Annotated in this window: 20 protein-coding genes; 2 read left to right on the plus strand and 18 right to left on the minus strand. The window is 44.4% G+C overall.

Annotated features, from left to right (window positions below; genetic code table 11):
- Window positions 1-28: 28 nt before the first annotated feature.
- The 5 genes from ACSQ8P_RS20895 to metH all read right to left on the minus strand — a co-directional run bounded on the left by ACSQ8P_RS20895 (window position 29) and on the right by metH (window position 9,916).
- A complete protein-coding gene (locus ACSQ8P_RS20895) occupies window positions 29-937 on the minus strand; it encodes a lysophospholipid acyltransferase family protein (protein ID WP_436236944.1) in 909 nt (302 codons plus the stop codon).
- Between the two features lie 17 nt (window positions 938-954).
- Window positions 955-1,728, minus strand: coding sequence for a GNAT family N-acetyltransferase (locus ACSQ8P_RS20900; protein ID WP_436236945.1), 774 nt, complete (start codon window positions 1,726-1,728; stop codon window positions 955-957).
- Between the two features lie 162 nt (window positions 1,729-1,890).
- Window positions 1,891-5,139 carry an S-layer homology domain-containing protein gene (locus tag ACSQ8P_RS20905; RefSeq protein WP_436236946.1) on the minus strand — a complete coding sequence of 1,083 codons (3,249 nt, stop codon included), beginning with the start codon at window positions 5,137-5,139 and terminating at the stop codon, window positions 1,891-1,893.
- Window positions 5,140-5,442: 303 nt separating this feature from the next.
- On the minus strand, window positions 5,443-6,372 hold the full coding sequence (rnz, locus tag ACSQ8P_RS20910; protein ID WP_436236947.1) for a ribonuclease Z: 930 nt from the start codon (window positions 6,370-6,372) through the stop codon (window positions 5,443-5,445).
- 106 nt (window positions 6,373-6,478) lie between these two features.
- Complete coding sequence (gene metH / locus ACSQ8P_RS20915; RefSeq protein WP_436236948.1) at window positions 6,479-9,916, minus strand: methionine synthase; 3,438 nt, start codon at window positions 9,914-9,916, stop codon at window positions 6,479-6,481.
- A gap of 215 nt (window positions 9,917-10,131) precedes the next feature.
- Between metH and ACSQ8P_RS20920 the strand changes: the two genes are divergently transcribed.
- On the plus strand, window positions 10,132-10,671 hold the full coding sequence (locus tag ACSQ8P_RS20920; RefSeq protein ID WP_436236949.1) for a 1,2-dihydroxy-3-keto-5-methylthiopentene dioxygenase: 540 nt from the start codon (window positions 10,132-10,134) through the stop codon (window positions 10,669-10,671).
- A gap of 88 nt (window positions 10,672-10,759) precedes the next feature.
- On the opposite strand, the gene ACSQ8P_RS20925 is transcribed toward ACSQ8P_RS20920, so the two are convergent.
- The 3 genes from ACSQ8P_RS20925 to ACSQ8P_RS20935 form a co-directional block, all read right to left on the minus strand.
- The gene (locus ACSQ8P_RS20925) at window positions 10,760-11,554 is read right to left on the minus strand and encodes an HAD family hydrolase (RefSeq protein WP_436239572.1); all 795 of its coding nucleotides are present in this window, start codon (window positions 11,552-11,554) and stop codon (window positions 10,760-10,762) included.
- 41 nt (window positions 11,555-11,595) lie between these two features.
- Window positions 11,596-11,781: a DUF896 domain-containing protein gene (locus tag ACSQ8P_RS20930; protein ID WP_436236950.1), complete on the minus strand. Its 186-nt coding sequence runs from the start codon at window positions 11,779-11,781 to the stop codon at window positions 11,596-11,598.
- 144 nt (window positions 11,782-11,925) lie between these two features.
- Window positions 11,926-12,321 carry a LysM peptidoglycan-binding domain-containing protein gene (locus tag ACSQ8P_RS20935; protein WP_436236951.1) on the minus strand — a complete coding sequence of 132 codons (396 nt, stop codon included), beginning with the start codon at window positions 12,319-12,321 and terminating at the stop codon, window positions 11,926-11,928.
- A 150-nt stretch (window positions 12,322-12,471) separates the two neighbouring features.
- On the opposite strand from ACSQ8P_RS20935, the gene lexA reads away from it, so the two are divergent.
- Entirely contained in the window at window positions 12,472-13,089 is a 618-nt protein-coding gene (gene lexA / locus ACSQ8P_RS20940; RefSeq protein ID WP_436236952.1) for a transcriptional repressor LexA, read from the plus strand.
- A gap of 68 nt (window positions 13,090-13,157) precedes the next feature.
- Here the strand turns inward: lexA and ACSQ8P_RS20945 are convergent, their stop codons facing one another.
- The 10 genes from ACSQ8P_RS20945 to ACSQ8P_RS20990 all read right to left on the minus strand — a co-directional run bounded on the left by ACSQ8P_RS20945 (window position 13,158) and on the right by ACSQ8P_RS20990 (window position 25,421).
- Complete coding sequence (locus tag ACSQ8P_RS20945; protein WP_436236953.1) at window positions 13,158-14,396, minus strand: aminopeptidase; 1,239 nt, start codon at window positions 14,394-14,396, stop codon at window positions 13,158-13,160.
- A 92-nt stretch (window positions 14,397-14,488) separates the two neighbouring features.
- Window positions 14,489-15,817, minus strand: coding sequence for a type I glutamate--ammonia ligase (glnA, locus tag ACSQ8P_RS20950; protein WP_436239573.1), 1,329 nt, complete (start codon window positions 15,815-15,817; stop codon window positions 14,489-14,491).
- Window positions 15,818-15,873: 56 nt separating this feature from the next.
- A complete protein-coding gene (locus tag ACSQ8P_RS20955; RefSeq protein ID WP_047676992.1) occupies window positions 15,874-16,284 on the minus strand; it encodes a MerR family transcriptional regulator in 411 nt (136 codons plus the stop codon).
- Between the two features lie 95 nt (window positions 16,285-16,379).
- The gene (locus ACSQ8P_RS20960) at window positions 16,380-17,609 is read right to left on the minus strand and encodes an aminotransferase class I/II-fold pyridoxal phosphate-dependent enzyme (RefSeq protein WP_436236954.1); all 1,230 of its coding nucleotides are present in this window, start codon (window positions 17,607-17,609) and stop codon (window positions 16,380-16,382) included.
- 22 nt (window positions 17,610-17,631) lie between these two features.
- Window positions 17,632-18,960: a GTPase HflX gene (gene hflX, locus ACSQ8P_RS20965; RefSeq protein ID WP_436236955.1), complete on the minus strand. Its 1,329-nt coding sequence runs from the start codon at window positions 18,958-18,960 to the stop codon at window positions 17,632-17,634.
- 210 nt (window positions 18,961-19,170) lie between these two features.
- A complete protein-coding gene (efeB, locus tag ACSQ8P_RS20970) occupies window positions 19,171-20,418 on the minus strand; it encodes an iron uptake transporter deferrochelatase/peroxidase subunit (RefSeq protein WP_436236956.1) in 1,248 nt (415 codons plus the stop codon).
- Between the two features lie 31 nt (window positions 20,419-20,449).
- The gene (locus tag ACSQ8P_RS20975; protein ID WP_436236957.1) at window positions 20,450-21,616 is read right to left on the minus strand and encodes an EfeM/EfeO family lipoprotein; all 1,167 of its coding nucleotides are present in this window, start codon (window positions 21,614-21,616) and stop codon (window positions 20,450-20,452) included.
- A 26-nt stretch (window positions 21,617-21,642) separates the two neighbouring features.
- Window positions 21,643-23,130 (minus strand): FTR1 family iron permease, encoded by a 1,488-nt coding sequence (locus ACSQ8P_RS20980; protein ID WP_436236958.1) that lies wholly within the window; start codon window positions 23,128-23,130, stop codon window positions 21,643-21,645.
- 186 nt (window positions 23,131-23,316) lie between these two features.
- Window positions 23,317-24,294 carry an AAA family ATPase gene (locus ACSQ8P_RS20985; RefSeq protein ID WP_436236959.1) on the minus strand — a complete coding sequence of 326 codons (978 nt, stop codon included), beginning with the start codon at window positions 24,292-24,294 and terminating at the stop codon, window positions 23,317-23,319.
- Window positions 24,295-24,419: 125 nt separating this feature from the next.
- On the minus strand, window positions 24,420-25,421 hold the full coding sequence (locus tag ACSQ8P_RS20990; RefSeq protein WP_436236960.1) for a lipoate--protein ligase: 1,002 nt from the start codon (window positions 25,419-25,421) through the stop codon (window positions 24,420-24,422).

Here is a 25,421-nt window from a genome sequence, read left to right on the forward strand (position 1 = left end):
GATTCCCCCGTCCTTATGTCCATTATGGCTACTGAAGACCATCTTCCCAACGTTCATGAACGTTAAACCAGTAAAACCAAGAAGCCGGTTGCTCCCGAATAACCCGCTCTACGAAGCTATTCAAGATCAGATTTGCTTCCATTCTTGCAGTTCGAACAGCAAGACTTTCTTGCGCGTATAGGATCAGCGGTTCTCCAACAACAAGCCGATGCTTGAAGCCATGCACACGGATTCCATAGAAGGGCACGATAGGAATTTGCAGCTCAAGCGCCAACATAGCCGTACCTTCAGGAGTCCGTGTCACCCTGCCAAATAGCTTCGACAACGGAAAGGAAGGTCGCCAGAAATCGCCAAGCAAGAAAACGACGCCTCCGGATTGAATATGTCTTCTTAAGCTGCGATACAATTCCAGTGCGGGAACACTGTCGTAATCTAAACCTTTACAACCTAATGCCGCGAACTTGTCATATAAGGGCTTGAGTTCAGGGCTTCCCGCTGAGGCTACAGTAAGACAGTCGTACCTTCTCGAAAAATACCAATAGTAATTGAAAAAATTTCCTACATGAGGTGTGTAAATAATAAACCCTTTCCCTTGGGCTAACTGCTGCGCGGCCTGCAAATGCTCCTCACCTTGCAACTTGAATTCATACGAAGGTAATCGATCCGATTGGAAACAAATTTCGAACAGCGAAAATACAACATTTCGCACATAATTCCTTGTAAGTGATCTGACTTTTCGTTCCGACATCGGTCCTAAAACATCTGCCAGATTATGTTTCACATTCTTTAGAAACCCGTTTCGTGAGGCTACATACCATATTGAAGCTATTCCCCAACAAAGGAAGGACAGCATCCACAATGGAAAAATAGGTAACATACGCGCCAGAAGTCTTTGATCTCCTTCACCTGAGGTTAACTTTGCGATCCATTCATACAAGGCACGCCCACCTCATCTCACTCTGCATGTAGAAAATGACGTTTATATCGACGCGCCACTTTATCTTTTTGTAATATGATAAAAAAATCAACTGTCCCGAACAGCTCATCATACGCAGGATCCCCACCAATTTCAGCTCCAAGCCACTGATAGCCTTTCATCAAGGGTGGCAGTTTGCGAAACATTTCTTTCTCATTACAAGAGAGATCAATTTGAGCGAGACCAGAAATTCGATGTGTTTCGAGGGGTTCTATTCCAAATCTATCTGTCAGCACCTGTTTCTGCTTCAGCATCGTATAAATCTCATTTAATTCCTCTATCGTTGAAAAGTGTACACTCGCACAACCGATTAAATGAGTGAAATTACGCTCACTTATATAACCGGCAATCCCTTCCCACAACAGTTGAATTGCCCTTCCACCACGATAAGCTGGAGCAATGCAACTGCGGCCCAGTTCCAACGATTGTTGTCTTAGTTCTGACAGCGCTCTTAAATTAAATTCGGTTTCGGAGTAAAATCCAATCCCCTCGCAAGCTCGATCACCAGGTAAAAGCCGATAAGTACCGATAACTTGATCGGTTTCAAGGTCTTTGACTATCAAGTGATCACAATACGGATCATATTCATCACGTTCAAGCTTTTGTTCATTCATTAACCGTAAATTTTTCTCTTCCTCCACAAATATTTGATATCGCAGTTGCATGGCCTGCTCAATTTCTTGTTCATGACTGGCAAGCTTCACCATCAGCTTAGCAGGTTGTGGCGCCGTCGATAGAGGTACTCCATTCATTTTTCCTCACGCCTCTCAACTAGAATTTACAACTCCAGATTAGCAAAGCTTTATTTTCTGCTGATTTGCTGGTTGTGAAGGTTTTGTAAGTATCATGATATTTGCTGATAAAAATAAAAAAAAACACAATCACCCAAAGGCGAATTGTGTTTGTAGGACTCGTCAATTAATAAATTGTAAATAAATTAATAACCGCTTCAACATGACAGCTGCTTGCGCGCGAGTCGCAAAGGCATTGGGATTAAGCTGTGTCTCGGTGACACCTTGTATTAACCCTGTTTGCAAGGTAAACGCCATTGCCTCTCTTGCCCAGTTGTCGATTGCATGTTGATCTACAAATGGATTAAGAACTGTATCCTGTGTGTAGTTTTCTTGCTGGCTGCCTGTAATTTGAATCGTTCTATTGATCATAGCAGCCATCTGCTCACGTGTCACTTGCAGTAGTGGTCGAAAGGTCCCATCTTCAAACCCCTCGATTAGACCTGCTTTAGCCGCTGTGTTGACCATTTGAGAATACCAGTCTTTGTCCTTAATATCCTGAAAACCAGAGGTTCCCGGTTCCGATACGTTTACTTCCATACCTAGAGCACGGATGAGCAATGTAGCAAATTCAGCACGAGATATTTCCTTCTCAGGCGCGAAATTTTGTTCATCTACCCCAGTAATGATCCTTTTGGAAGCAAGTTTTTCTACATCCTCTCGTGCCCAGTGCGTCCTCATATCTTCAAAATGCTTATCTTTCTGAATGATTGTGTATAGCCCGCTATATTGGTCTTTAATTACCATACTCCATGCACCATCGCCACCGGTCAAGAGAGATGGAACGAAGGCTATCTCACCAGATTCGACATTTAATCGTACAGCAGTCACATTTGTTGTGTAAGAAGAGCCAGGAAGAGCGATTGACCTCTCCACGGGCATGTTCTCATAATGGCGAATCGCAACGCCGCCTGCTTGGATTTCAAACTCGATTGGATTGGTCAGCAGCAAAGCAGTTTGTTCAGCAGTTGCTTTTTCTTTCAGCGTTTCTGCAAGTTGACTTGCTTCATGGCGGATAATCACGGAGAAAAGTCCATTTGAAGCTTCAGCTTCCCCGACATGATTTTTGAAAAGAAGCAAGGGAATTGTAAACTGAATGGCATTCATATCCAGTTGAATACTTCCATTCGTATTCTGTAATTCATTCCATACGTTGGATGCAAATTCGACGACTGTCGTATCGTGATCATCTTGAATTTGTAACAGCAAAGAGGAAGCCGAACCCTCATTTAGTGCGATGAAAGCATCTCGCAACTCACCTTCATCGGCATGGAATTTAGAGAGCATCCTACCGTCAGGTGCTGCTTCACGGACACGCTGACTCGAAAGTACCAGTGCCTGAGAACCTGATGACTTCAATCCTCCTGTTAACGTGTAACTTGCGCTGGGTCCAGTAGAGGACCAGTTATCCGCTAAATCTCCCGCTTCCACTTTAAAACTCATGTTTGTGCCTGCCGTTAAGCCTGATAATTGCGTTGTAAGCTCACTTCCGCTCACCGTAGTTAGCAAGTCCGAATCTTTATATATCCGATAGGAAGTGACCCCTACATTGTCTGTTGCTGCCGACCAGGTTAAAGTGACAGAAGTACCCGAACTTGGTGTTACCGTTACATTGGCACCATAATTCCATGTAGGAGCTAGTTTGTCTTTGAATCCTACCGTGACATAAATCGTTGTCGAGATTCCACTATAAGTTGCAGTAATAACTGCACTCCCTGCACTTACTGCTGTGATATACCCATAACTACTTACGGTAGCGACAGATGAATTTGAACTTGTGAAGCTCGTATTCGAGGTTACATCAGTCATATTATATTGCGAATCATAGGCATGTATAGAGAGATACTGTGTCCCACTTACTTCCAAGTAAATGGTACTTTCATCTGCTTCAATCCGACTAACGGTGGTTGTCACATTCACACTCGCTGATGCTGTGAAACTGCCATAAAATGCTGTAATCGTCGTTACGCCAGGCGAAATGCCTGTCACCATGCCATTTGAATTTACACTAGCTACCGCTGGATTTGAGCTTGTAAAGGACAGGCCAGTTGTCAATGTTTGTGTACTGCTATCATTTTTATATCCAATTACATAGGGAGACCGCGTTGTACCAGATTGGAGCGAATACGAGTAAGAGTCGAATGCGATGCGATTCAAATTCGCCAAAGTTTGAGACACCGTAATGTTGGCTGAAGTTGTTTGGCCATTGAAGGTTACCGTTAAGGTTGTAGAACCAGCAGCAACTCCTGTGATTATGCCATTGGCATTGACAGTGGCCACAGCTGTGTTTGCGATTCTATAGGAGGCCCCTGATTGGATACTAAATGTATTGCCATTCGCATAAACCCCTGTCAAGTAACTGGATATCGTTTCACTTGGTTGCAGGCTATAACCTTCTTCATCCAAATACACGCGAGTTAGCGTTTGTGAATTGGGATTGTTATTCAAACCACCATCTGGTCCATATATTTGAAACTCCGCTACACTCGCATACCCTCCTGAGGCTACACGTGTTGTTGTTAACCGAAAGTATCGTGCCGTGACATTCCCCTCATCTACATAACGCGGATCTCCCCATTGCATATTACCTGATCGATCCGTGAAGGTATACCAGATAAGGCCATCTACCGAAAAATCAATTTTGTAACCATATATCTCCTGTAAATTTGTATATGTCGTCTCAAAGCGCTGCACATTGCGCAGTTGCCCCAGATCCACAACTAGCCATTGAGGTAAAGATGTACTGCTTGGTGCCCAACTAGATAATAATTGACCATCCACAGCCTTATCAGAGCCCCAGGTGCCAGAAAAACTAGTAAAAGCAGCCGTTGTCTTATTTTGTGACAGAAGCGTCAGAGTCTCACTCGTTGAATACACGCGAAAATCAAACACACTAGCCTGATCTCCTGGCGAGCCAACGCCTACTACTTGTAATCTGACGAATCTGGCAAGAACATCACCACTGTCAGAATAATAAGGGAAATTTATGGCTGTATTCGCAGAACGATCCGCAAAAATGCTCCAATTGATGCCATCGATCGAGGATTCAATCTTATATGCATAAGAACTATTCACATGTTCAAATACAGTTTCAACACGTGATACATGTACATTTTGCGAAAGATCTACAGTTAGCCATTGTGGAAGTTGTGAATTACTTGCTACCCATTTCGTATATATGAAACCGTCCACCGCTTGGCTTGCACTATATGTAGCTCCTGTAACAGATGATGCCACAGCAGATTTACCTTGAGAAACGGGTATTTCAGAGGCATAGGCATCTCGTGATTGACATAAAATCCCAATAATGACACAAATAAAAATGAGTAAGGCAAAATGGTATACAGTCGATCTGTAAACCGGATACGTCATGTCCACCCCCATTTATTAAGCGTTTACAACTATTTTATCAGAAGCCCTATCATTCCGTATAGGGCTTTCGTTATAATCTTCTAACTATTCTGAATATTTGTACGACTTTCTGATTTCCTTAATCATAATGAAAAAGATCGAGGATATAAAGATAGAAAGCAGCACTTCACCGAGTGTAATTTCCATACCTTCACCTCGATTTCCATTGGTTTTGTTTAGTGTATGAGGTGAACGCAGGAAATTGACGTTAGGATACAAAAATAAGCTTCTCCTATTAGTAAATAATAGGAGAAGCTTATTCTTTTACACTTTGCGTGGTATCTCAAAGCACCAGAAATCCCTTGCCAAGTGACTATTCGCGTGAATTTGCTGTGCCTGGTGAAGCAGTTCATTTACACTTTCACCTTGATATCGCGAGCTAAGATGCGTCATGATTAGCGCATTCGCACCAGCCTCCTGTGCGGTCCGTGCCGCATCAGTGGAGGTAGCATGATCGAAGGCGTAAGCTAGCTCCTGCTTATCCATGGCAAAAGTAGCTTCATGAACGAGAACATCGGCGCCTTTTGCCAACTTTTTAGCTCCCTCGCAATAGCGCGTATCACCTAAAATGACAACCACTCGACCAGGAACTGGTGCGCCTAAGAAATCTTGCCCATGTATGGTCCGACCATCCTCAAGCTGTACCGAGTGCCCTAGTTTCAATTGACCGTAGATCGGACCTGCTGGTATACCGAGCTCCTTAAGTTTTTCATTTAGAAGCTTGCCAGGTTGATCCTTCTCCACGATGCGGAAACCAAAACATTCAATACGATGCTCTAAGCGAGCCGTCTCCACAAGAAAACTTTCGTCCTCGAAAATAATGCCCTCTTCCTCAAGCTCAACAAGATGAAGTGTATAGCTCAGATGAGCCCCGCTGACTTCCAGCGCGGTTTCTACGAATTGTTTGAGCCCCCGCGGACCATATAAGGTCAACGGAGTATCTCCACCCAAGTAAGAGCGACTCGTCAATAATCCCGGGAGCCCATACAGATGATCGCCATGTAAATGTGTGATGAAAACTTTCTCCGTTCGTCCCAGCTTCACCGGAGAGTTCAAAATCTGCTGCTGCGTCCCCTCTCCACAATCAAAAAGCCAGTATGTTCCCCGTTCGTCTAATAAATTCAAGGCGATTGAGGTTACATTTCGTTGCTTGGAGGGCATACCTGCCCCCGTTCCTAGAAAATACAAGTCCACAAACCAAACCCCATTCTATCTCAATATCACATCGCCAAAACGGAAAGCGAGGATGCCGCGGAACATGATCGTTCCCACTAGCTGCCTCGCTCTCGCAAACTTAAACTTATCCTACGTTAAAATAACGTGCTTCTTTATGTGCAAATACAATCGCGGATACGGAAGCTTCCGGCTCCATCATGAACGACTCGGTCAGCTCAACGCCGATATCCTCAGGCTTCAGCAAATTGAACAGCTTCGCTTGATCTTCGAGATTAGGGCAAGCTGGGTAACCGAATGAGAAGCGTTGTCCGATATATTTGGCTCCAAATCTTTCTTGCATCGTCATATCGACACGGTCTGCAATACCAACAACATCGCGCATAATGTGATGAACACGCTCAGCAAAGCCTTCCGCTACTTCAAGCGCTGTCGCTTGTAACGCATGGGATTTCAAATAATCCCCTTTGTCACGCCATTCTTTTGCCAATTCATTAATATCATGTCCAGCTGTCACGAGTAGGAATCCTACATAGTCCATTTCGCCGCTCTGGACGGATTTCAAATAATCGGCCAAGCACAGGTACGGCTCTTTATCTTGACGCGGGAACGTAAATGTCTCAAGCACCTTGCTTGTATCCGCAGGATCATACACGATCACATCATTCCCATTCGATTGTGCTGGGAAGAAACGATACATGCCGTGAGCCTTAATGATACCGTTATGCTGCGCAGCATGAAGGATTGAATCTACCGTGTCCTTCAACTGTAGTGCTTTGGAATCCTTATCACTCAGTAGTTGCTCTACTTTGCCCTTCAAACCAAGGTGATGACCTAACAGCATCTGCATGTTCACATAAGGCATCAAATGACTAATCGGGTAATCCCGTAAAATATGACGATCGGTATCTTGTGGTACCTGAACTGGCAGATCCTTAGAAACTGCTGAAGAACTCACACGCGTAAGCTGTGGCAGCTTCTCTTCTTTTCTTCCAGTATCCATGACATCGGATTCTAGGCTTTCACGAAGCTCTTGAATCAAACGTTTACGCTGCTCAGGGTCACTCAGCTTGTTCGCGATATCCAAACCATCCATCGCATCCTTCGCATAGAGAACAACACCCTCATACTCCGGTTGAATACGCGTCTTGGTGAATTTCCGAGTAAGCGCAGCACCACCAACGAGAATCGGTACATCCACACCTGCAGTCCGTAAATCCTGCGCTGTAATAACCATCTGTTGCGCGGATTTAACAAGCAATCCAGATAGCCCGATCGCATCAGCTTTCTCCTTACGATAAGCTTCAATGATCTGCTCCGGCGGTACCTTGATTCCCAGATTGACAATTTTGTAGCCATTATTGGAAAGGATGATTTCAACGAGATTTTTACCAATATCGTGTACGTCCCCTTTTACCGTTGCCAAAATAATTTTACCCTTGACTGCAGTCTCGGATTTCTCCATGAACGGTTCCAAGTAATTAACGGAGGCTTTCATTACCTCAGCGCTTTGAAGTACCTCAGCAACGATGAGTTCGTTGCCATTGAAGAGACGGCCAACTTCCTCCATTCCCTTCATTAGCGGCCCATTGATGACCTCTAGCGGGGAATAGGTTTGAAGTGCAATCTCCAAATCAGGGATTAAACCTTCCTTCGTGCCTTCAACAACATAAGAGCCCAGTCTCTCTTCTAGAGATAGATTCGAAATCTTCTCCTTCTTCTCAACTTTCTTCTCACGGAAATGGGCAACGAACTTCGCCAAGGTATCATCATTCGTATTATAAATAAGTTCCTCTGCTAGTTGACGCTCTGTATCAGGAATCGATGCATACCGTTCTAGCTTCTCCGTATTGACAATGGCATAATCAAGTCCTGCCTTCGTACAATGGTACAAATAAACAGAGTTCAGAACCTCACGACCCGCATCCGGTAAACCGAATGAGATGTTACTTAGTCCTAGAATCGTTTTTGCGAGAGGATACTTCTCTTTGATCAGCTTGATCCCCTCAATAGTTTCCACGGCAGAGCCAATGTACTGCGGATCCCCTGACCCAACTGGGAACATATTCGGATCAAAAATGATATCCTCTGGGTTCATGCCATACTTGCCAGTAAGAAGCTCATACGAACGAGTAGCTACTTCGATTTTGGCTTGACGCGAAACCGCCTGCCCACGCTCGTCAATTAGAATACAAACGACCGATGCCCCATACCGATGAATCAGAGGTAAAATCCCTTCGAATTTCGTCTCGCCATCCTCTAAGTTAATCGAGTTAATAATCGCCTTACCTTGTGAATATTTGAGCCCAAGCTCGATAATGTGATCATAAGTCGAGTCGATCATTAAAGGAACTTTGACCTTTTTCACAACTTCTTGCATGAATTCTTCTACCGCATAAGCTTCATCAATATCCGTATCTTGTAGATTAATGTCGATAACATGAGCGCCATTTTTCACCTGATTACGAGCGATTTCCGAGCCCTCTTCAAATTTACCTTCTTTAATCAGACGCTTAAACTTTCTGGATCCGGAGATATTCGTCCGTTCTCCAACCATGATTGGTCGATTTTCCGGCTCAATATAAACAGTCTCAATACCTGAAATCGCAGGTGGATGAGTACCATATTCAGCTCTTGGTTTATAGTTCGCAAGCGTTTCTGCCATTGCCCGAATGTGATCAGGCGTCGTTCCACAGCAACCACCGGCAATATTGAGCCAACCTTGCTCAGCAAAGCCAGCCATCTTTTTCGCCAAAGATTCGGGAGACTCATGATAATGACCGTTCTCATCCGGCAACCCTGCATTGGGATAACAACTGATTGCTGTATCAGCAATACCAGAAAGTGTACGAATATGATCCCGCATAAATTCAGGTCCTGTCGCACAATTCAAGCCCATCGAAATTGGCTTCAAATGCTCAAGGGAAATATAAAAGGATTCAATATTTTGTCCGGCTAGCGTTGTACCCATCGGTTCAATCGTACCCGAGATCATGATTGGAAGCTCTACACCTAATGTTTCAAAAGCTCTGCGAATCCCTATACTGCCCGCTTTCACGTTCAGTGTATCTTGAGATGTCTCCAGAAGCATGGCATCGACGCCTGTTTCGACAAGCGCAAGCGCCTGTTGGTAGTAGCTTTCTTCCAATTGTTCAAACGTCACGCCACCTGTTACGGATAATGTCTTGGTCGTTGGTCCCATAGCACCAACAACGTAACGCGGCCATTCCGGTGTCGAATACTTCTCAGCGGCAGCAATCGCCAATTTCGCAGCAGCAATGTTGAGCTCCCGATGACGGTCTTGTAAATCATATTCCGCAAGTACGACACTCGTCGTTCCGAACGTGTTCGTTTCTATCATATCAGCGCCAGCGGCGAAATAAGCTTCATGAATTTTTTGAATAACATCTGGGCGTGTCACACATAGAATCTCATTACACCCGTCCAGGTCATCACTTCCGAAATCATCAGCAGTCAAATCCTCTTGCTGAATCATCGTGCCCATTGCACCATCTAGGATCATAATCTTCTTCTTAAGCTGTTCTTGAATCGGTGGTTTCTTCATGGCAAGACTCCCTTTCAACTTTTCCTAACACAGAATTAAAAAAAACGACAAATTATGTTAAGATTTAGTGTAACAGAATACGGCTTCTATGAAAAGATTTTGAAATATCATAAATTCCTATGGGTTTTATCGGAAAAACTTATTTCCTTCCATCGACAGTTAGCTTGATATCCACTATAATATGTATATATTTATTTATGAAAGAGGGATATAACATGGCACAAATTAGAATCCGCAATACCAATGAACGTATCGAAGGCGAAGCGGAAGTTAAAGCCTTCTTAGATAGTCAAGAAGTCGTATACGAGCATTGGGATGCGAACAAACTTCCTGTAGCACTTCGCGAGAAATTCATCCTTAACGATGAAGAAAAAGCTGAAATCATTTCCACATATGAAGCTGAAATTAAAGATCTAGCTGCTAGACGCGGTTATGAAATTTGGGATGTCATCTCCCTATCTGATGCAACTCCGAATATTGAAGAACTTCTGAAAAAATTCGAACAAGTGCACACGCATACCGAAGATGAAATCCGCGCTATCGTTTCTGGAAAAGGGATTTTTATCATTAAATCCGAAGAACTTGGCTACTTCGATGTTGAACTTGAGCCAGGTGATGTGATCTCTGTTCCAGAGAACACGAATCACTTCTTTACCTTGATGGATAACCGTGAAATCGTCGCTGTTCGTCTCTTCATCGAAAAAGATGGCTGGGTTGCTTACAATATTGATGATCCTGAGTTTACCAAAGCTTAATCCAAAAGTTTACTGTAACCTAATAAAGCCCAATAGCACTTCAGACATTGCGTCTAAAGTAGCTGTTGGGCTTTATTTTTACACGAAATTAACCGTTACTGATGATCGGTAAAATATCTTGAAGACGCGTCACTTCATAGGCGGGTACTATTTCATCGCCACTTTGAAGCCCGTGATGATTAATCCAAATGTTACGCATACCAATGCTTCCTGACCCCAAAATATCTGTCGTCAGTTTGTCCCCGATCATGATGCCTTCCTCCGCATTAATCTCAAGTAGACCCAATGCATAATTGAAGATAGCTGCTGCAGGCTTCCCTTGACCAAACTCACCAGAAATCACGATGTGATCAAAGTATGAAGCAATCTCAGGAACCCCTGCTAATTTCTCTTTTTGTAAGTCAGGTGAACCATTTGTTAAAAGAAGTAGCTTGTAATTCCCTTTCAACGCATCTAGTACGCGGAAGGTTTCTTCATATACATAGGGACGACTGCGGCGCTCAGCTGCAAACAATTCACCCAGCTTGTACCCCAACTCACGATCTTCAATCCCTAATCCTGCAAGCCCTCTAGTCCAAGATTCTGTGCGATAGCCAGGAGCTAGCTTCTCTAACTTGCGGAAGTTTTCGTCCTCGCCTTGCGTGAAGTTAGCCCATAGTCCTTCAAACGGGTTAATCCCAATCATTTTGGTAAATGGGAACGTCTCAAAGGATTCATATAAACTCCTAGCTTCTTTACGAACAGATGCTTCTAATTCCACTGGGTTCAAGCCATTGACTTGCTTCGCCGCTTCTGCACATGTGGCAGCAAAAGCTTCCTCCACACTACGATCATCCCATAACAGCGTATCATCCAAATCAAATAGCACAGCTTTCAACGTCATCATTCATTTCCCCTTTGAATGTAGTATCTATTGTAGTAGGCTTATTTCTCTTCGTCAGTAAACTTAATGGAATCTAGTTGGACCTTCAGGTTACCCCTGAATGCATTAATATAGATTTTCCTTAGCTCATTTCGCTCATCGATCTCTGTATCTGTTAGGCCAACTGTCTTCGCCTTTCGAGCAAGTTCATTGATTCGCTCAATCGTCTTATCCATGCTGTCACTCATTGTAATCCTCCCAGTCAAAATTTCAATATGAGTACTACTTTGCCATCCCCGATTAGGATTGTCAAGGATACAACGCAAAGAGACATAGCAACTGACGGCTATGTCTCGAACAAACATCTATATAGTGAAACTTATATTAGATCATTAAGGAAGTAATAGAACTTGCCCCTCTTGTAATGAACTGCTCGTTAAGTGATTGAAAGCTTTTAATTTCTCGACGTAAGAACGTGTGTTCTCACCCTTCTTTTTGTGAGTGTCTGCGATCCCCCAAAGCGTATCACCACTTTGAATAACAATCTTCTCGTGTTGGTTAGATTTCGCTGACGGTTGCACGGAAGTGATCGGTGTTGACACGGTAACAGTCCCCTCACCTGCATAGGCTTGTACGATCGCACCAAACGAAAACACAGTTCCAAGAATTACTGCTATCACTAAGAAACGAAGTAGTAGCTTCGCATAACCCCGTTTAATCGTCATCCCTTTGGATGCATGAGCAGTACCTTGAAGTGTTGTTCTTCCATTCGATTGTGAATAAGCCATATACATAAAATCATCCCCCAAACATTTGTTCTGATATCAGAATAACACGAACACATGTTTGAGTCAATCATTTCTCGAACTTATGTTTGTACGAACTCGGGTTCTATGTTATACTTTGGGTAATGATTCCCAGTATTGGAGTGATATCTTATGAGTAAAATTTCGCAGCGTCAACAAGCAATAATGGAATTCATTAAGAACGAAGTGAAAGATAAAGGCTACCCGCCTTCCGTTCGAGAAATCGGCGAAGCTGTTGGACTAGCTTCCAGTTCTACCGTACATGGCCATTTGGAACGTCTTGAGAAAAAAGGCATGATTCGTCGAGATCCTACCAAACCGCGTGCAATTGAAATTCTAGGGCTTGATGGTGCCGAATCCCAATTCGCTGTATCCGTCGCTCGTGTTCCCCTTGTTGGTAAAGTAACGGCTGGTGTTCCTATCACGGCCACTGAGAATATCGAAGATTATTTCCCTCTTCCTTCAAGTATGGTTGGTGACAACAACGTGTTCATGCTTAGCATTATGGGTGACAGTATGATTGAAGCTGGTATTTATAATGGCGACTATGTCATCGTTAAACAGCAGCAAACGGCGAATAACGGCGATATCGTTGTCGCGATGACGGAAGATGATGAAGCTACTGTAAAGCGTTTCTATAAGGAGAAGGATCACATTCGCCTTCAACCGGAGAATTCCGCTTTGCAACCCATTCTATTGAAGAATGTAACTATCCTTGGACGGGTAATTGGCTTATTCCGGGATATGTAAAGACGGTAGATACCAAAAAAGCAAGGCTCCCAAAGTGAACTTACACTTGAGAGCCTTGCTTTTCACATTTAAAACGTCAATACCCAGTTCCCCGCACGGAAGATCGGTTCAATCGTGCCATCAGCTAGTTCCCCATCGATTTCAAGCTCCGCAGAACCAATCATGAAGTCCACATGAATCAAGGAGCTATTCCCTCCTCGAGCCATCAACTCAGCATTCGACAACTTGGTACCATCCTTCAAATTAATCGGATAACAGCTACCCAACGCTAAATGACAGGATGCATTCTCATCAATGCCCGTATTGTAGAAAATACGATTTAAATTGGAAATCGGAGAATCGAACGGCACGAGTGCAACCTCACCTAAATAACGCGCCCCTTCATCCATATCCAGTAAACGTGCCAAATGGTCATAACCAACCTCTGCTTGGAAGTCCACAACCTTACCCGCTTCGAACGTGAAGGTAAACCGATCAACTAATGCGCCATTAATATTCAAAGGCATTGTACTCGCTACCTTACCACTAACACCTGTTCGGTTTGGTATGGTGAACACTTCTTCCGTCGGCATATTCGCTACATACCGGATACCCCGAGCATTCTCATTATCCCCGCCCAGCCAAATATGTCCTTCCGGCAGTTCGACACGCAAATCCGTACCTGTTGCTCGATAACGCAGAGCTTTATAGCTTCTTTCATTCAATAAACTATGCGTTGCACTCAGCGTATCCAAATGTGACTGCCAAGCTGCTACGGGATTCTCTTCATAAACACGGTTGACTTGGAAAATGGCATCCCACATCGCAGGAATACGCTGCTCCTCCGGCAGATCCGCATAGACAATCGAAGCCCAAGCTTCTGTTGGTGCTTTAATTAAACACCAGCTAAACTCACCTGTACGCACATATTGCTGATACTTGGCTCTTGCCGTTGAAGCGGCTTTCGATGCCCGCGAAATTAAACTAGCATCAATACCATCGTACAAATTCGGATTCGGTACCTTAATGTTCAATAAGGCTCCTCCGTTTTCAACAAAGCGTTCGAGCATCGTCGTATACCACTCCGGGTAGTAGTCCATTGAATCTTCTTGACCATAATCAAATTTATTCCGAGTAACGACATCATCCTGCCAATGCACATGGACAAAATTTGCGCCAGCCTCATACGCTTTCTGAACGATTAATCTCGTTAAATCCAATGTTTCAATGGGAGCTTCAACCAGCAAATCTTGACCTTTATTCAAGTTAACCCCTATTCGAATCACTAACTCTGCATACTTTTCTAAATTTCGATTGAAATTGTCCATAGTTCAATTCTTCTCCTTCGCATTAAAAAGCCCATCAGGCTCTCATAAACGAGGCTGACGGGCTCTAATTATCTAATTGTATGAATCAAAACCTAGTACAGGGATAGATATTGATCTCTTTCCCATTGGTGAACTTGTGTACGGTACATGTCCCACTCAATTTCTTTCAACTCATAGAAATGAGCAAGAGCATGCTCACCTAGCGTGTCGCAAACAACATCATCACGAAGTAATTCGTCTAATGCTTGTTTCAAGTTAAGCGGCAAGCTTGGAATACCTTCGCTCTCACGCTCTTCTTCCGTCATCACATAAATGTTGCGATCTGTTGGCGGAGGAAGCTGCATTTTGTTCTTAATGCCATCCAAACCAGCTGCTAACATAACTGCCAAAGCTAGGTAAGGATTCGCTGCTGGATCCGGGTTACGAACTTCAACACGTGTACTTAGACCGCGGGAAGCTGGAATCCGAATCATCGGACTGCGGTTACTAGCGGACCAAGCTACATAGCAAGGTGCTTCATAACCAGGAACTAGACGTTTGTATGAGTTAACGGTTGGGTTCGTAATTGCAGCGAAAGAACGCGCATGACGAAGTACACCAGCCATATATTGTCTTGCAACCGTGCTCAAGCCTAATTTGTCGCTCTCATCGTAGAACGCATTCGTTTCACCTTTGAACAAGGATTGGTGACAGTGCATACCAGATCCATTCATTCCGAACAACGGCTTCGGCATAAATGTAGCATGCAAACCATGCTGTCTAGCTACCGTTTTAACAACTAGTTTGAAAGTTTGAATTTGGTCAGCAGCTTTAATCGCATCTGCATATTTAAAGTCGATTTCGTGCTGGCCTGGCGCTACTTCATGGTGAGAAGCTTCAATTTCGAAGCCCATTTCTTCCAATGTTAGCACGATATCACGACGGCAGTTTTCCCCAAGATCCATCGGCGCCAAATCGAAGTAACCGCCTTGGTCATTCAATTCGGTTGTTGGGTTGCCTTTGTCATCTGTTTTGAACAAGAAGAATTCCGGCTCAGGTCCAACATTCATTGCTGTGTAGCCCATTTCTTCCGCTTGTTTCAAAGCATTTTTCAAAATGGCACGTGGATCCCCAGGGAACGGAGTACCGTCTGGCATATAGATATCGCAGATCAATCGAGCGACTTTGCTTTCAGTTACCCATGGGAAAATAACCCATGTATCTAAATCGGGATATAAATACATATCCGATTCTTCAATTCGCACATACCCTTCGATGGAAGATCCATCGAACATCATTTTATTATCAAGCGCTTTCTCAAGTTGGCTCAGAGGGATTTCGACGTTCTTAATACTTCCCATCAAGTCTGTGAACTGCAAACGGATGAAACGAACGTTTTCTGCTTTCGCAATGCGAAGAATATCTTCTTTGGAATAGTTAATGTTATAGCTCACGTGTGCATTCTCCTCTCAAATGTTAAGCGATTTGATAAACGATTTTACTTGTAAAATCGGGATAGCTGTCCTTGAATCAAGGAAACCTGATCCGGGCGTTTACCCCCGCCAATCAATTGTTGCTTCAGCATTTTGTGCAATTGAGAGTCGGTTAATTCTTTCCGTTTCACTTCGGTGTGCTCATTTAGAATCGTTGCATCCTCTGAGTCCTTATCTACTGGGATAAGAACTTGCTTGATACCCGCAATGTTCACACCTTTTTCAATCAAATCTTTAATCTCAAGAAGACGTTCCACGTCATTGAACGAATAAAGCCGTTGATTACCAGCTGTACGAGCTGGGATGATCAATTCATGTTGCTCATAGTAACGAATTTGTCGTGCTGTTAAATCGGTCAGCTTCATGACGATCCCAATGGGGAATAACGCCATATTCCTACGTATTTCATCACTCATGCTAATCACTCCTGGTCAGTAAGTACCTCACTCTTATTGTACCTTCCTAACAAAAACGTGTCAAGGAGTGTCAGGTTTGTTCACAGTTTAATTTTTCACAGTAATCCCTTGTCTTCCATATGTTGGATAGCGGTTAGTACACCTAACTTGCAATGTGAGTAGGTCAAGCCGCCTTGCATATAGGCGATAAAAGGTTCACGAATTGGCGCATCGGCAGACAGCTCTAAGCTGCCACCTTGAATGAACGTCCCTGCTGCCATGATAACAGGATGCTCATAGCCAGGCATATCCCAAGGCTCAGGTACCACATGCGAATCGACAGCAGACGCCTTCTGAATGCCTTGCACGAACGTAATCAAGTGCTCCGCCGACGTGAAGCGGATCGCTTGAATCAAGTCCGTCCGCTGCGCATCCCAGCGCGGAGAGCTGATGAAGCCGAGGTCTTCGAATATCGCTGCCGCGAAGACCGAGCCCTTGACTGCTTGCCCCACCAAATGCGGGGCAAGGAATAGCCCTTGAAACATGGCTCGCGTCGCGCCGAGCATGGCTCCAACCTCGCCCCCAATACCGGGGGCGGTCAATCTGTACGCGGCGAGCTCCACGAGGTCGCGTCGCCCGGCGATATAGCCGCCCGAAGGGGCGATGCCGCCGCCCGGGTTTTTGATCAGCGAGCCGGCCATCAGATCGACGCCCACTTGCGTCGGCTCCTGCAGCTCGGTAAATTCACCATAGCAATTGTCTACGAAGACAATGAGCTCTGGGTTGATCTCTTTGACAAATCGGACCATTTCGCCGATTTGTTCCACGGTGAACGACGGCCGCCACGAGTAGCCGCGTGAACGTTGGATGCCGATTACCTTCGTTTTCGGCTGAATGGCTGCCGTGATTGCCGCCCAATCCGGCGAGCCATCCTCCAGAAGCGCGACTTCACTGTAGCCGATGCCGAAGTCTTGCAGCGAGCCCGTGCCGTCGCCAGGCTTACCAATGACCTTATGCAATGTATCATAGGGCTTACCTGTGATGTAAAGTAGATGTTCGCCAGGACGCAGAACACCGAACAAAGCGGTTCCGATGGTATGTGTTCCCGATACAAAGTGTGGGCGAACTAGCGCTGCTTCAGCTCCCATTGCATCTGCATAGACAAGGTCAAGCACTTCTCTGCCCCGATCATTGTAGCCATAACCCGTTGAAGAAGCAAAATGATAATCACTTACTTTATGTTCCTGGAAGGCACGAATCACCTTCCATTGATTCAGATCGATGGTTTTCTCAATTTGGCGAAAAGCGCTCTCTACACGCTGCTCGGCCCTTTCCATTCTGGCCATTACTTTTTCCCCGAAATGCATCTTAGTTGCTCTCTCCCTCGTTCTCATCCTGCTCTGCCTTTGCTACCGATTGATCGTAATCTACCAGCAAATAAGCTTGTTTCACGTAATCTTCTTTGTTCACTCTTACCTTGAAGATCATGTCTTCCCCATCCACATCTGTCTCCAGCACCTCACCAATGCGGTACATGAGGGCGATAATATCCCCTTTATTGGCTGGAATGCGGAACTCTTTGCTATCTCCCATGAGCTTATTCTCAATAGTGATGCGGAGTCTTTCCAAATCTTCAGGCGTATAGGCACTCATTTTCATGAATTCGCCTTCCGTTGAAAGCATCTCCAAATCTGGGCCAGGACAAAGATCAATTTTATTAAAAATGGTGATTTGTTCTTTCTGATGAGCGCCAAGCTCTTCTAATACTTCTTGTACAACACGCATTTGCTCGCCCCGCATATCCGTTGAGCTATCTACTACATGCAGAATCAAATCCGCCTCATTCGCCTCTTCTAACGTAGCGCGGAACGAAGCGACTAGATCATGGGGTAGATTTTGAATAAAGCCTACTGTATCTGTGAGGACGATTTCCTTGCCACTTGGCAATACCATTGTCCGTGAAGTCGGATCTAAGGTTGCGAACAGTTGATTCTCAATATAGACATCCGCCTGTGTTAATTGTTTCAGTAACGTAGACTTCCCTGCATTGGTATACCCCACTAATGCGACTTGGAATACGCCGCTTTTCTTACGACGTTCCCGATGCAGCGTGCGATGACGAACAACTTCCTCCAGCTGCGCCTTCAGTTCGTCAATGCGCCCGCGGATATGCCGACGATCCGTTTCCAGCTTCGATTCCCCAGGTCCTCTTGTCCCGATACCGCCACCCAAACGCGATAAGTTTTTGCCTTGCCCGGAGAGTCTAGGTAAGAGATAGCTGAGCTGCGCCAATTCAACCTGAATAATCCCTTCACGTGTTTTGGCACGCTGTGCGAAAATATCCAGAATGAGCTGCGTCCGGTCAATAATTTTCACATCGAGCGCTGCTTCCAAATTACGAACCTGTGCACCCGACAGTTCCTGATCAAAGATCGCCGTATTCCCGCCAAGTTCTTCCAACATCAGCTTTAATTCTTCGACTTTCCCTTTTCCAATAAACCACTTGGTGTCCTTGGCTTCTTTGTTCTGAGTCATCGTTTCCAGTACCTGAACGCCAGCAGTTTCCGCCAGCTTCACAAGCTCTTGCAACGAATATTCAGCGAGCAGCTCATTTTTCTTCTGCTTCTGTGTAATCAAACTGACGAGCACAGCCCTGTCATCGATTTCTTTTTCTACCATATGTGAAGTTGTTTTCATAGTCGTCTCCTTTACTTCCCGCAAATTGCTTAAAATGAGCGAAATAAGGCCTAATTGGCCTATTCCTTCATCATTGTGGAGGAAATGATTAGGAAAGTCAATTTGAGGCACAGGAAAATTCGATTATAACGGTCTTGCCAACAAAAAAGAGGGTTGTCACGCAAGTAGATCACTCTACCCGCATAACAACCCTGCATCACTCAATGTATTTTACTCAAATAATGCCTGCCCCAAATACGAGCCTTTCGAAGGAACCCCTGGTAAAACAGCAAAGTAGCCTCCGCCCGTTGTATCCGTATAAGCCAGCATTTGATCCGGCATATGGGGATTCGTTAGGCGTTTCTGTATGGCTTCAAACTGGGTTTGGAGATTTCGATTGAAGCATACAAACAGTAGACCAGCGTTGATGCGACCTACGCTATCCAGATTTTCCATGAAATTATATCCTCGACGTAAAATACGTTCACGCTCTGAATTTTCACCTGTACGCGGGTTAGAAAGTCGAATATGCGAGTCTAATGGTGTTACTTTACCTTCAGTGTCAGTGGCAAACTGCGGTGTATCAAATTCATTTTTGCCATCCATTGGTGCACCAGAGACCTTTTGACGGCCAATAATCTCTTCTTGATCAGAGTAGGTTTGTTGATCCCACGTTTCGATCCGCATATGAATGCGGCGAACGACCATATAAGTACCGCCTGCTAACCACGGTGCCCCATCACCAGAATCAATCCAGACATTATTTTTCATAAAAGACTCATCCTGCAAGGCTGGATTTGCTGTGCCATCCTTAAATCCAAATAAATTCCGTTTCGTCCCTTGCGCCTTCACACCAAGTTGACCCGTTTGCTGCCAACGCAGGTGGGCAACTCCCCTAGCCGCTTTGGATAAGTTTCGAATCGCATGGAAGCAGATGATCGGATCGTCAGAACATGCTTGCACGACAATGTCCCCGTGAGTCAATTGCTCTTGCAATGAGTCTTTATGAAAGATCGGCATCTCTGTCAGTCCTGTTGGTTTACGGGAGCGAAGACCGAAACGGTCAACGCCCTCCTTTTCAAAAAGAGAGGCACCTACAGCAAATGTAAGGGTTAATTTACTTGTATCAAGACCAAACTGCTCACCTGTATCTGTTGGTGGAAAAGCCGAATCCTGCGGCTCAACAGCAAGTGGTTTACCCGCCATCAGGGTTGCCGCCATCTCCGTCCATTGCTTCAAAAGTGCTTGCAGCTCTTTCACATCGCTAGTCGTTACATCGAAAGCAGCCACATTCGCAAAATTTTGCGCTGGTGTGACAACTCCCGTTTGATGGGTGCCATAAAAATCGAGCGTCTCATTGGTTGTCGTAGCGGCAGCTTTATTCGTTGGTAGCGCGGCTTGCGCCTTCCCTAAAAATTCTCCCAAAACAACGCCCGCCGCACCCGCAGCGGTCATCCCTAAGAAGGCACGACGATTCATTTTGTCAGACATACCGCTTAACCTCATTCCTCTATTTACTTAGCGTCCCTGGCATTTTCACAAGCGGTTCAGCCAATGTTTCTAATTTATTTTTCAAATCGACTTGTTTGGCTTGCTCTAATTTACTGAAATCAGTCCATGTTGGGCCAACAGGCGAAAGTGTGTTCATGGTTTCAATAACTGTTGCTAAACTTTTGCTGATTTTCTCATCCAAAGCCGCATCTTTCTTCTTCAATTCCGCTTTTACAAGATCATAGATCGCTTGGGCACCTTCTACGTTTGCACGGATAACCGGCACTGTCGCACCGCTCCAACGTTCTTCTTCACCTGTAATTTTGCTGGACTGTGCTTCTTCCATCAATTCCCCTACACCTGCGATAAAGTCTGTAGGAGCAATCGTTGAAGCTGCAATCGCTTGTTGCATTTTCTTACCATCTTCAAGCAAACGCGCTGCAAACGGCTCGGCATCCTTGATGTTTTTCTTCACAAACAATAAGTATTCAATACGATGATAACCAGTAAATGCAGGATCCTTCTCATTTTTAAAATCATCCACACGCGCATCCATCACTCCGTCCAGCTCACTGAACGTTTCGATGATTGGCTCAATTCTCTCATACGGCATTCGAGCAAGTCCATATGCTTCTGTCGCTTTTTTCAAATCACCACTTTTAACGGCGGTGTTCAGTTGATCAAGTAATGTCACCAATTGGTTACCTTGGTCTTGCACATATTTGTTATAGGATTTAGCCGCTTCCTTAAGCGCAGCAGAAGCCTCAATGACATCTTTATTAACAGCACCTTTGTTATCTGCTATAGACGTTGTCAGCTCAGTCAACGCCGCTTTCAAATTCGTGTTCAAGGCAGTCAATGTTGGTAAATCTAGCTTATCTTCTTTCAAGGCAGCTTGTAATGGTGTCAAAAATTTCTCTATTTTAAAATACAATTCCGGATATTTCGGTTTTACTTCATCTTCAAAGCTCGCCCATTGCTCTTCGAGCTGGTCTGCCCATTTCTTAGCATCCTTCACTTTTGAAGTGTCTAATTGACCTTTCAAACCATCAATACTTGTAACTAGTTTCGCGGACCCGTCTTTGAGTGGGACTTTCGCAACTTCTGTTGTCTCTGTTTTACCACAACCAGCAAGTACCACTGTGACCGCTGTAGTTAAGAGTAACATTTGTAGACTTTTTTTCATGGGATAGACCCTCCACTTTTCTGTATTTAGGATTTATTGGATAATGCCATATTTCTTAATTGAATAGTCTTGCGACGGTCCCAGACCACCGCAAAGAGAGCAAGAAACAGTAATACGAATTGTGGGATTGCACTCTCTAATGTTGGATAAAACGCAACTGCATCCCAAGAAGGAAGCCAATTAGCCGTTGTTGCTGGTAGATAGCCCGCCAATTGAAGTCCATGAACGCCCATCCCTGCAAATTTAAAGCATAAGTAGAAGACAAAAATACTTGAAATCAAGAAAAAAGGACGCATCGGGATACGAAGTCCGATCTTCAGAATTAGGAAAGCAATAATAAGGAGCATGCCAACACCGATTCCGATTCCTCCAAGCAGCGAAGCCAAGGAAATTGAGGATGCCATTCCAATCATAAATAGGACCGTTTCTGTCCCTTCACGGAACACAGCTAGGAAAGCAAGTAAGCTAAGTGAAGCTAAGCTGCCAGTTGCTAATGCTTTAACACTTTGATTACGAATATAGGTCTGCCAATTTGATATGCTTGCCTTGCTATGCAGCCAATAGCTCATATACAGGAGCATGAGCGCGGCAAACACCCCCGTACAGCCAGCAATTAAAAAGTTGTTATTCCCAAAGGCACTCGCCGAAAATAACTGTTGCACCACGATGCCCAGTGCCAGACTGACAATTAGTCCACCATAGACGCCAAACCAAATCCATTTTTTCTTATCTTCATGGCCAGCCTTTTTGAGAAACCCGAGTAACGCAATAACGACTAGTAAAGCTTCTAGCCCTTCCCGAAGGATAATCGTCGTGGCATCAAGCATCGTGTAGCTTGTTTTTGAAGCTAAAGGTTGTAAATCAGCATGCATGCGAGCAATCGTCACAGCAGCATCTTGAGCTTGAGGAGGTGTAGCAGAAAGCTGCGCATACGCTGTTACCATGTCTCGTTCCATGGAGGTATACACGGCTGAGGATTGTGTCAACACGATACCTTCAATAAGTAACCAGGAATTACGGAGTGTTTGAATACTCTCCGAAGCTCCCTCTATATCCTTTTGCTTCAGTTGATCCGACGCTTTCTCCAGCAAAGTAACTAGCGATGCTACGGTGACCTTGCTGTCACTTTTCGCAGATGAACCAAACACAGTGAGATTGCCTTCTACGAAATAAGTGTTCAACGTATGTAAATCCTTCAACTTCGCAGCAAGCTTCTGAGCATCGACAGGCTGCTTCATTGTTTGCAAGGAAGCTTCTCCCATAGCTCCTTCAATCTTCTGATAGGCTGCTAAGGATTGCTCTTTAATCCCATCTTCATAGCTAAGCCAATTAATTTGAAAAGCTTCAAACAACTTCGTTGCTTGCTCGATATTCCCGCTTTCCGCAGCTTGTATGGCGCTTACGATACCTGCATCTTCTTTGGCTAGTTCATCCTGAGGCTTGGCAATGACGATCAATGGCACAGAGAGAAACAATAGTAGAGCAATCCAACTGGATAAAATGACTTTACACATACATGACAACCCCTTTAGAGTGGTAAACATTTAACCGTCATACATTTATTTATGTATAATATTGATAATCATTATCAACACAATAATTACTCTGTATATTTTACACTGATCCTCTCAACTGTCAATTACTTTTCCATAGAAAAAAAAGCCAATTAACTTAAATAAGTTAATTAGCTCTTTGAACTGTCATTTAAATTTCACATCTTCAGGACGTATCGACATTAATTCAAGTTTGGATGGCGCATTCACATATTGACTTAACAATCGTACAGCTTGATGCCGCATGGCTTTCTCCAAAATATTCCTCACGTACCTCGCATTGCTGAAAGAACGCCAGGTCATCGCTTTCTCTTCGGCGAGGTGTTGCTTCAGCTTCGCTAGTGTTTGTGGCAGCAGCACATATTCCCGATCTTTCGCCATCAACTCTGTAATTTGGATCAATTGATCGATCGCATAATCCTCAAAATCAATTTGGATCGGAAAGCGTGAAGGAAGTCCTGGGTTTGTGGCTAGGAATTGCTCCATTTCCTCACTATACCCCGCTAGAATGAGAATGAAATCATTTTTCTTATCTTCCATCCCTTTGACCAAAGCATCAATCGATTCCTTGCCAAAATCCTTCTCACCGCCACGTGCCAAGCTATATGCCTCATCAATAAATAGTACGCCGCCCATCGCTTTTTTCATTAATTCACGCGTTTTCAGTGCGGTATGCCCAATGTATTCACCGACGAGGTCTGCACGCTCCACTTCAATGAAATGCCCTTTACTCAGTACGCCCATCGCATGAAACATACGACCCAACAATCGTGCTACTGTCGTCTTCCCAGTTCCAGGGCTGCCCTTGAAAATCATATGGTACACATGAGCATTGCTCATAAGTCCGGCTTCAACTCTAAATTGAGAGATCTGCAGCAGCGCATAAATTTCATGCACCAGCTCTTTGACATTTTCTAAGCCAATCAGTTGATTCAGCTCTTTGAAAACATCCGATAGCGGCCCCTCCATTGGCGTCCTTTTGCTAGAGATCATCGGCTCGGCGTCGGCAAGGGGTGAAGCGCCTGACTGCCCGCCTGATCCCTCAACAGTTCGCCGCTGACTGCCAGGTTCCGGCTGCCGTAAAACGATGTTGATTTGTCTGGATGGCAAGCTTCTACCACTCATGAGGATCACCTCGTTTACATGATGGTTTATTAGTGCGTATCCACCATCCTACGCTTGTAAACACCATTTTAGACCGCAGCCTCTATAGGAATACGATACTCACTGCTTATTAACTTGGATTTCGTTTACGTCAGCATAAGTAAGGACACAAATGTCTCCTTATCCAAAGCACCGAAGTAGTGTTTTAATTCCACATCGACCAATCGTTCTCGAACCGCACTTTCCTCATAACGCGTGCCAGCCAGCTTATTTTCAAGCTCAGCGACATCATGAGCACCGAAGAAATCACCAAATATTTTCACGTGCTGCAGATGTCCTTCTTCGATGGATAAGCGAATATCCACTCTACCAACGCCTTCAATTCGTTTGGCATGCTGAACGGTGCTTTTAGGTGATTTCCCATAATTCCAATCCCAGTTCTGATACCGTTCTTCCGATATCTGATGAATCTGAGTCCAATCTTCCTCTGTTAATTTATACGTAGGCACATTCACTTCATTGGCTCCGAAAATGGAACTAAGTAACTTAGATCGAAACTCAGCCATCGTTATCTGTTCTTTCAGAAATTCCACTATATTCGCGACCCTACTTCGGATCGATTTGATACCTTTGGATTGAATTTTATCGGGATCAACGCGGAGGGCCGAAACGACATTCTCTATCTCAGAATCGAATAGAAGCGTCCCATGACTGAACATTCTTCCCTTTGTTGAAAATTGCGCATTACCTGAAATTTTGCGTTCACCGACTTGAATATCATTACGCCCTGTTAATTCAGCTTGAACGCCAAGTGAATGCAACGCTTCAACAACAGGCGCCGTAAACTTCTGAAAATTATGAAACGAATTCCCGTCATCTTGGGTGATGAAACTGAAATTCAAGTTCCCTAGATCATGATACACTGCACCACCCCCAGACAAACGACGAACAACATGCAGGTTATTCGCTTTCACATACTCGGGATTAATTTCTTCTAGCGTATTTTGGTTTTTGCCAATGATGATCGAAGGTTCGTTTATATAAAAAAGTAAGTAACTCTCTCCCGCTGGGAGCTTCCGCAAGGCGAATTCTTCAATTGCCAGATTGATTCTCGGATCCGTGATTCCTTCATTATCTATAAATAGCAT

Origin of the sequence: Paenibacillus sp. LjRoot153 (assembly GCF_964253085.1) — a bacterium.
Classification (GTDB): Bacteria; Bacillota; Bacilli; order Paenibacillales; family NBRC-103111; genus Paenibacillus_E.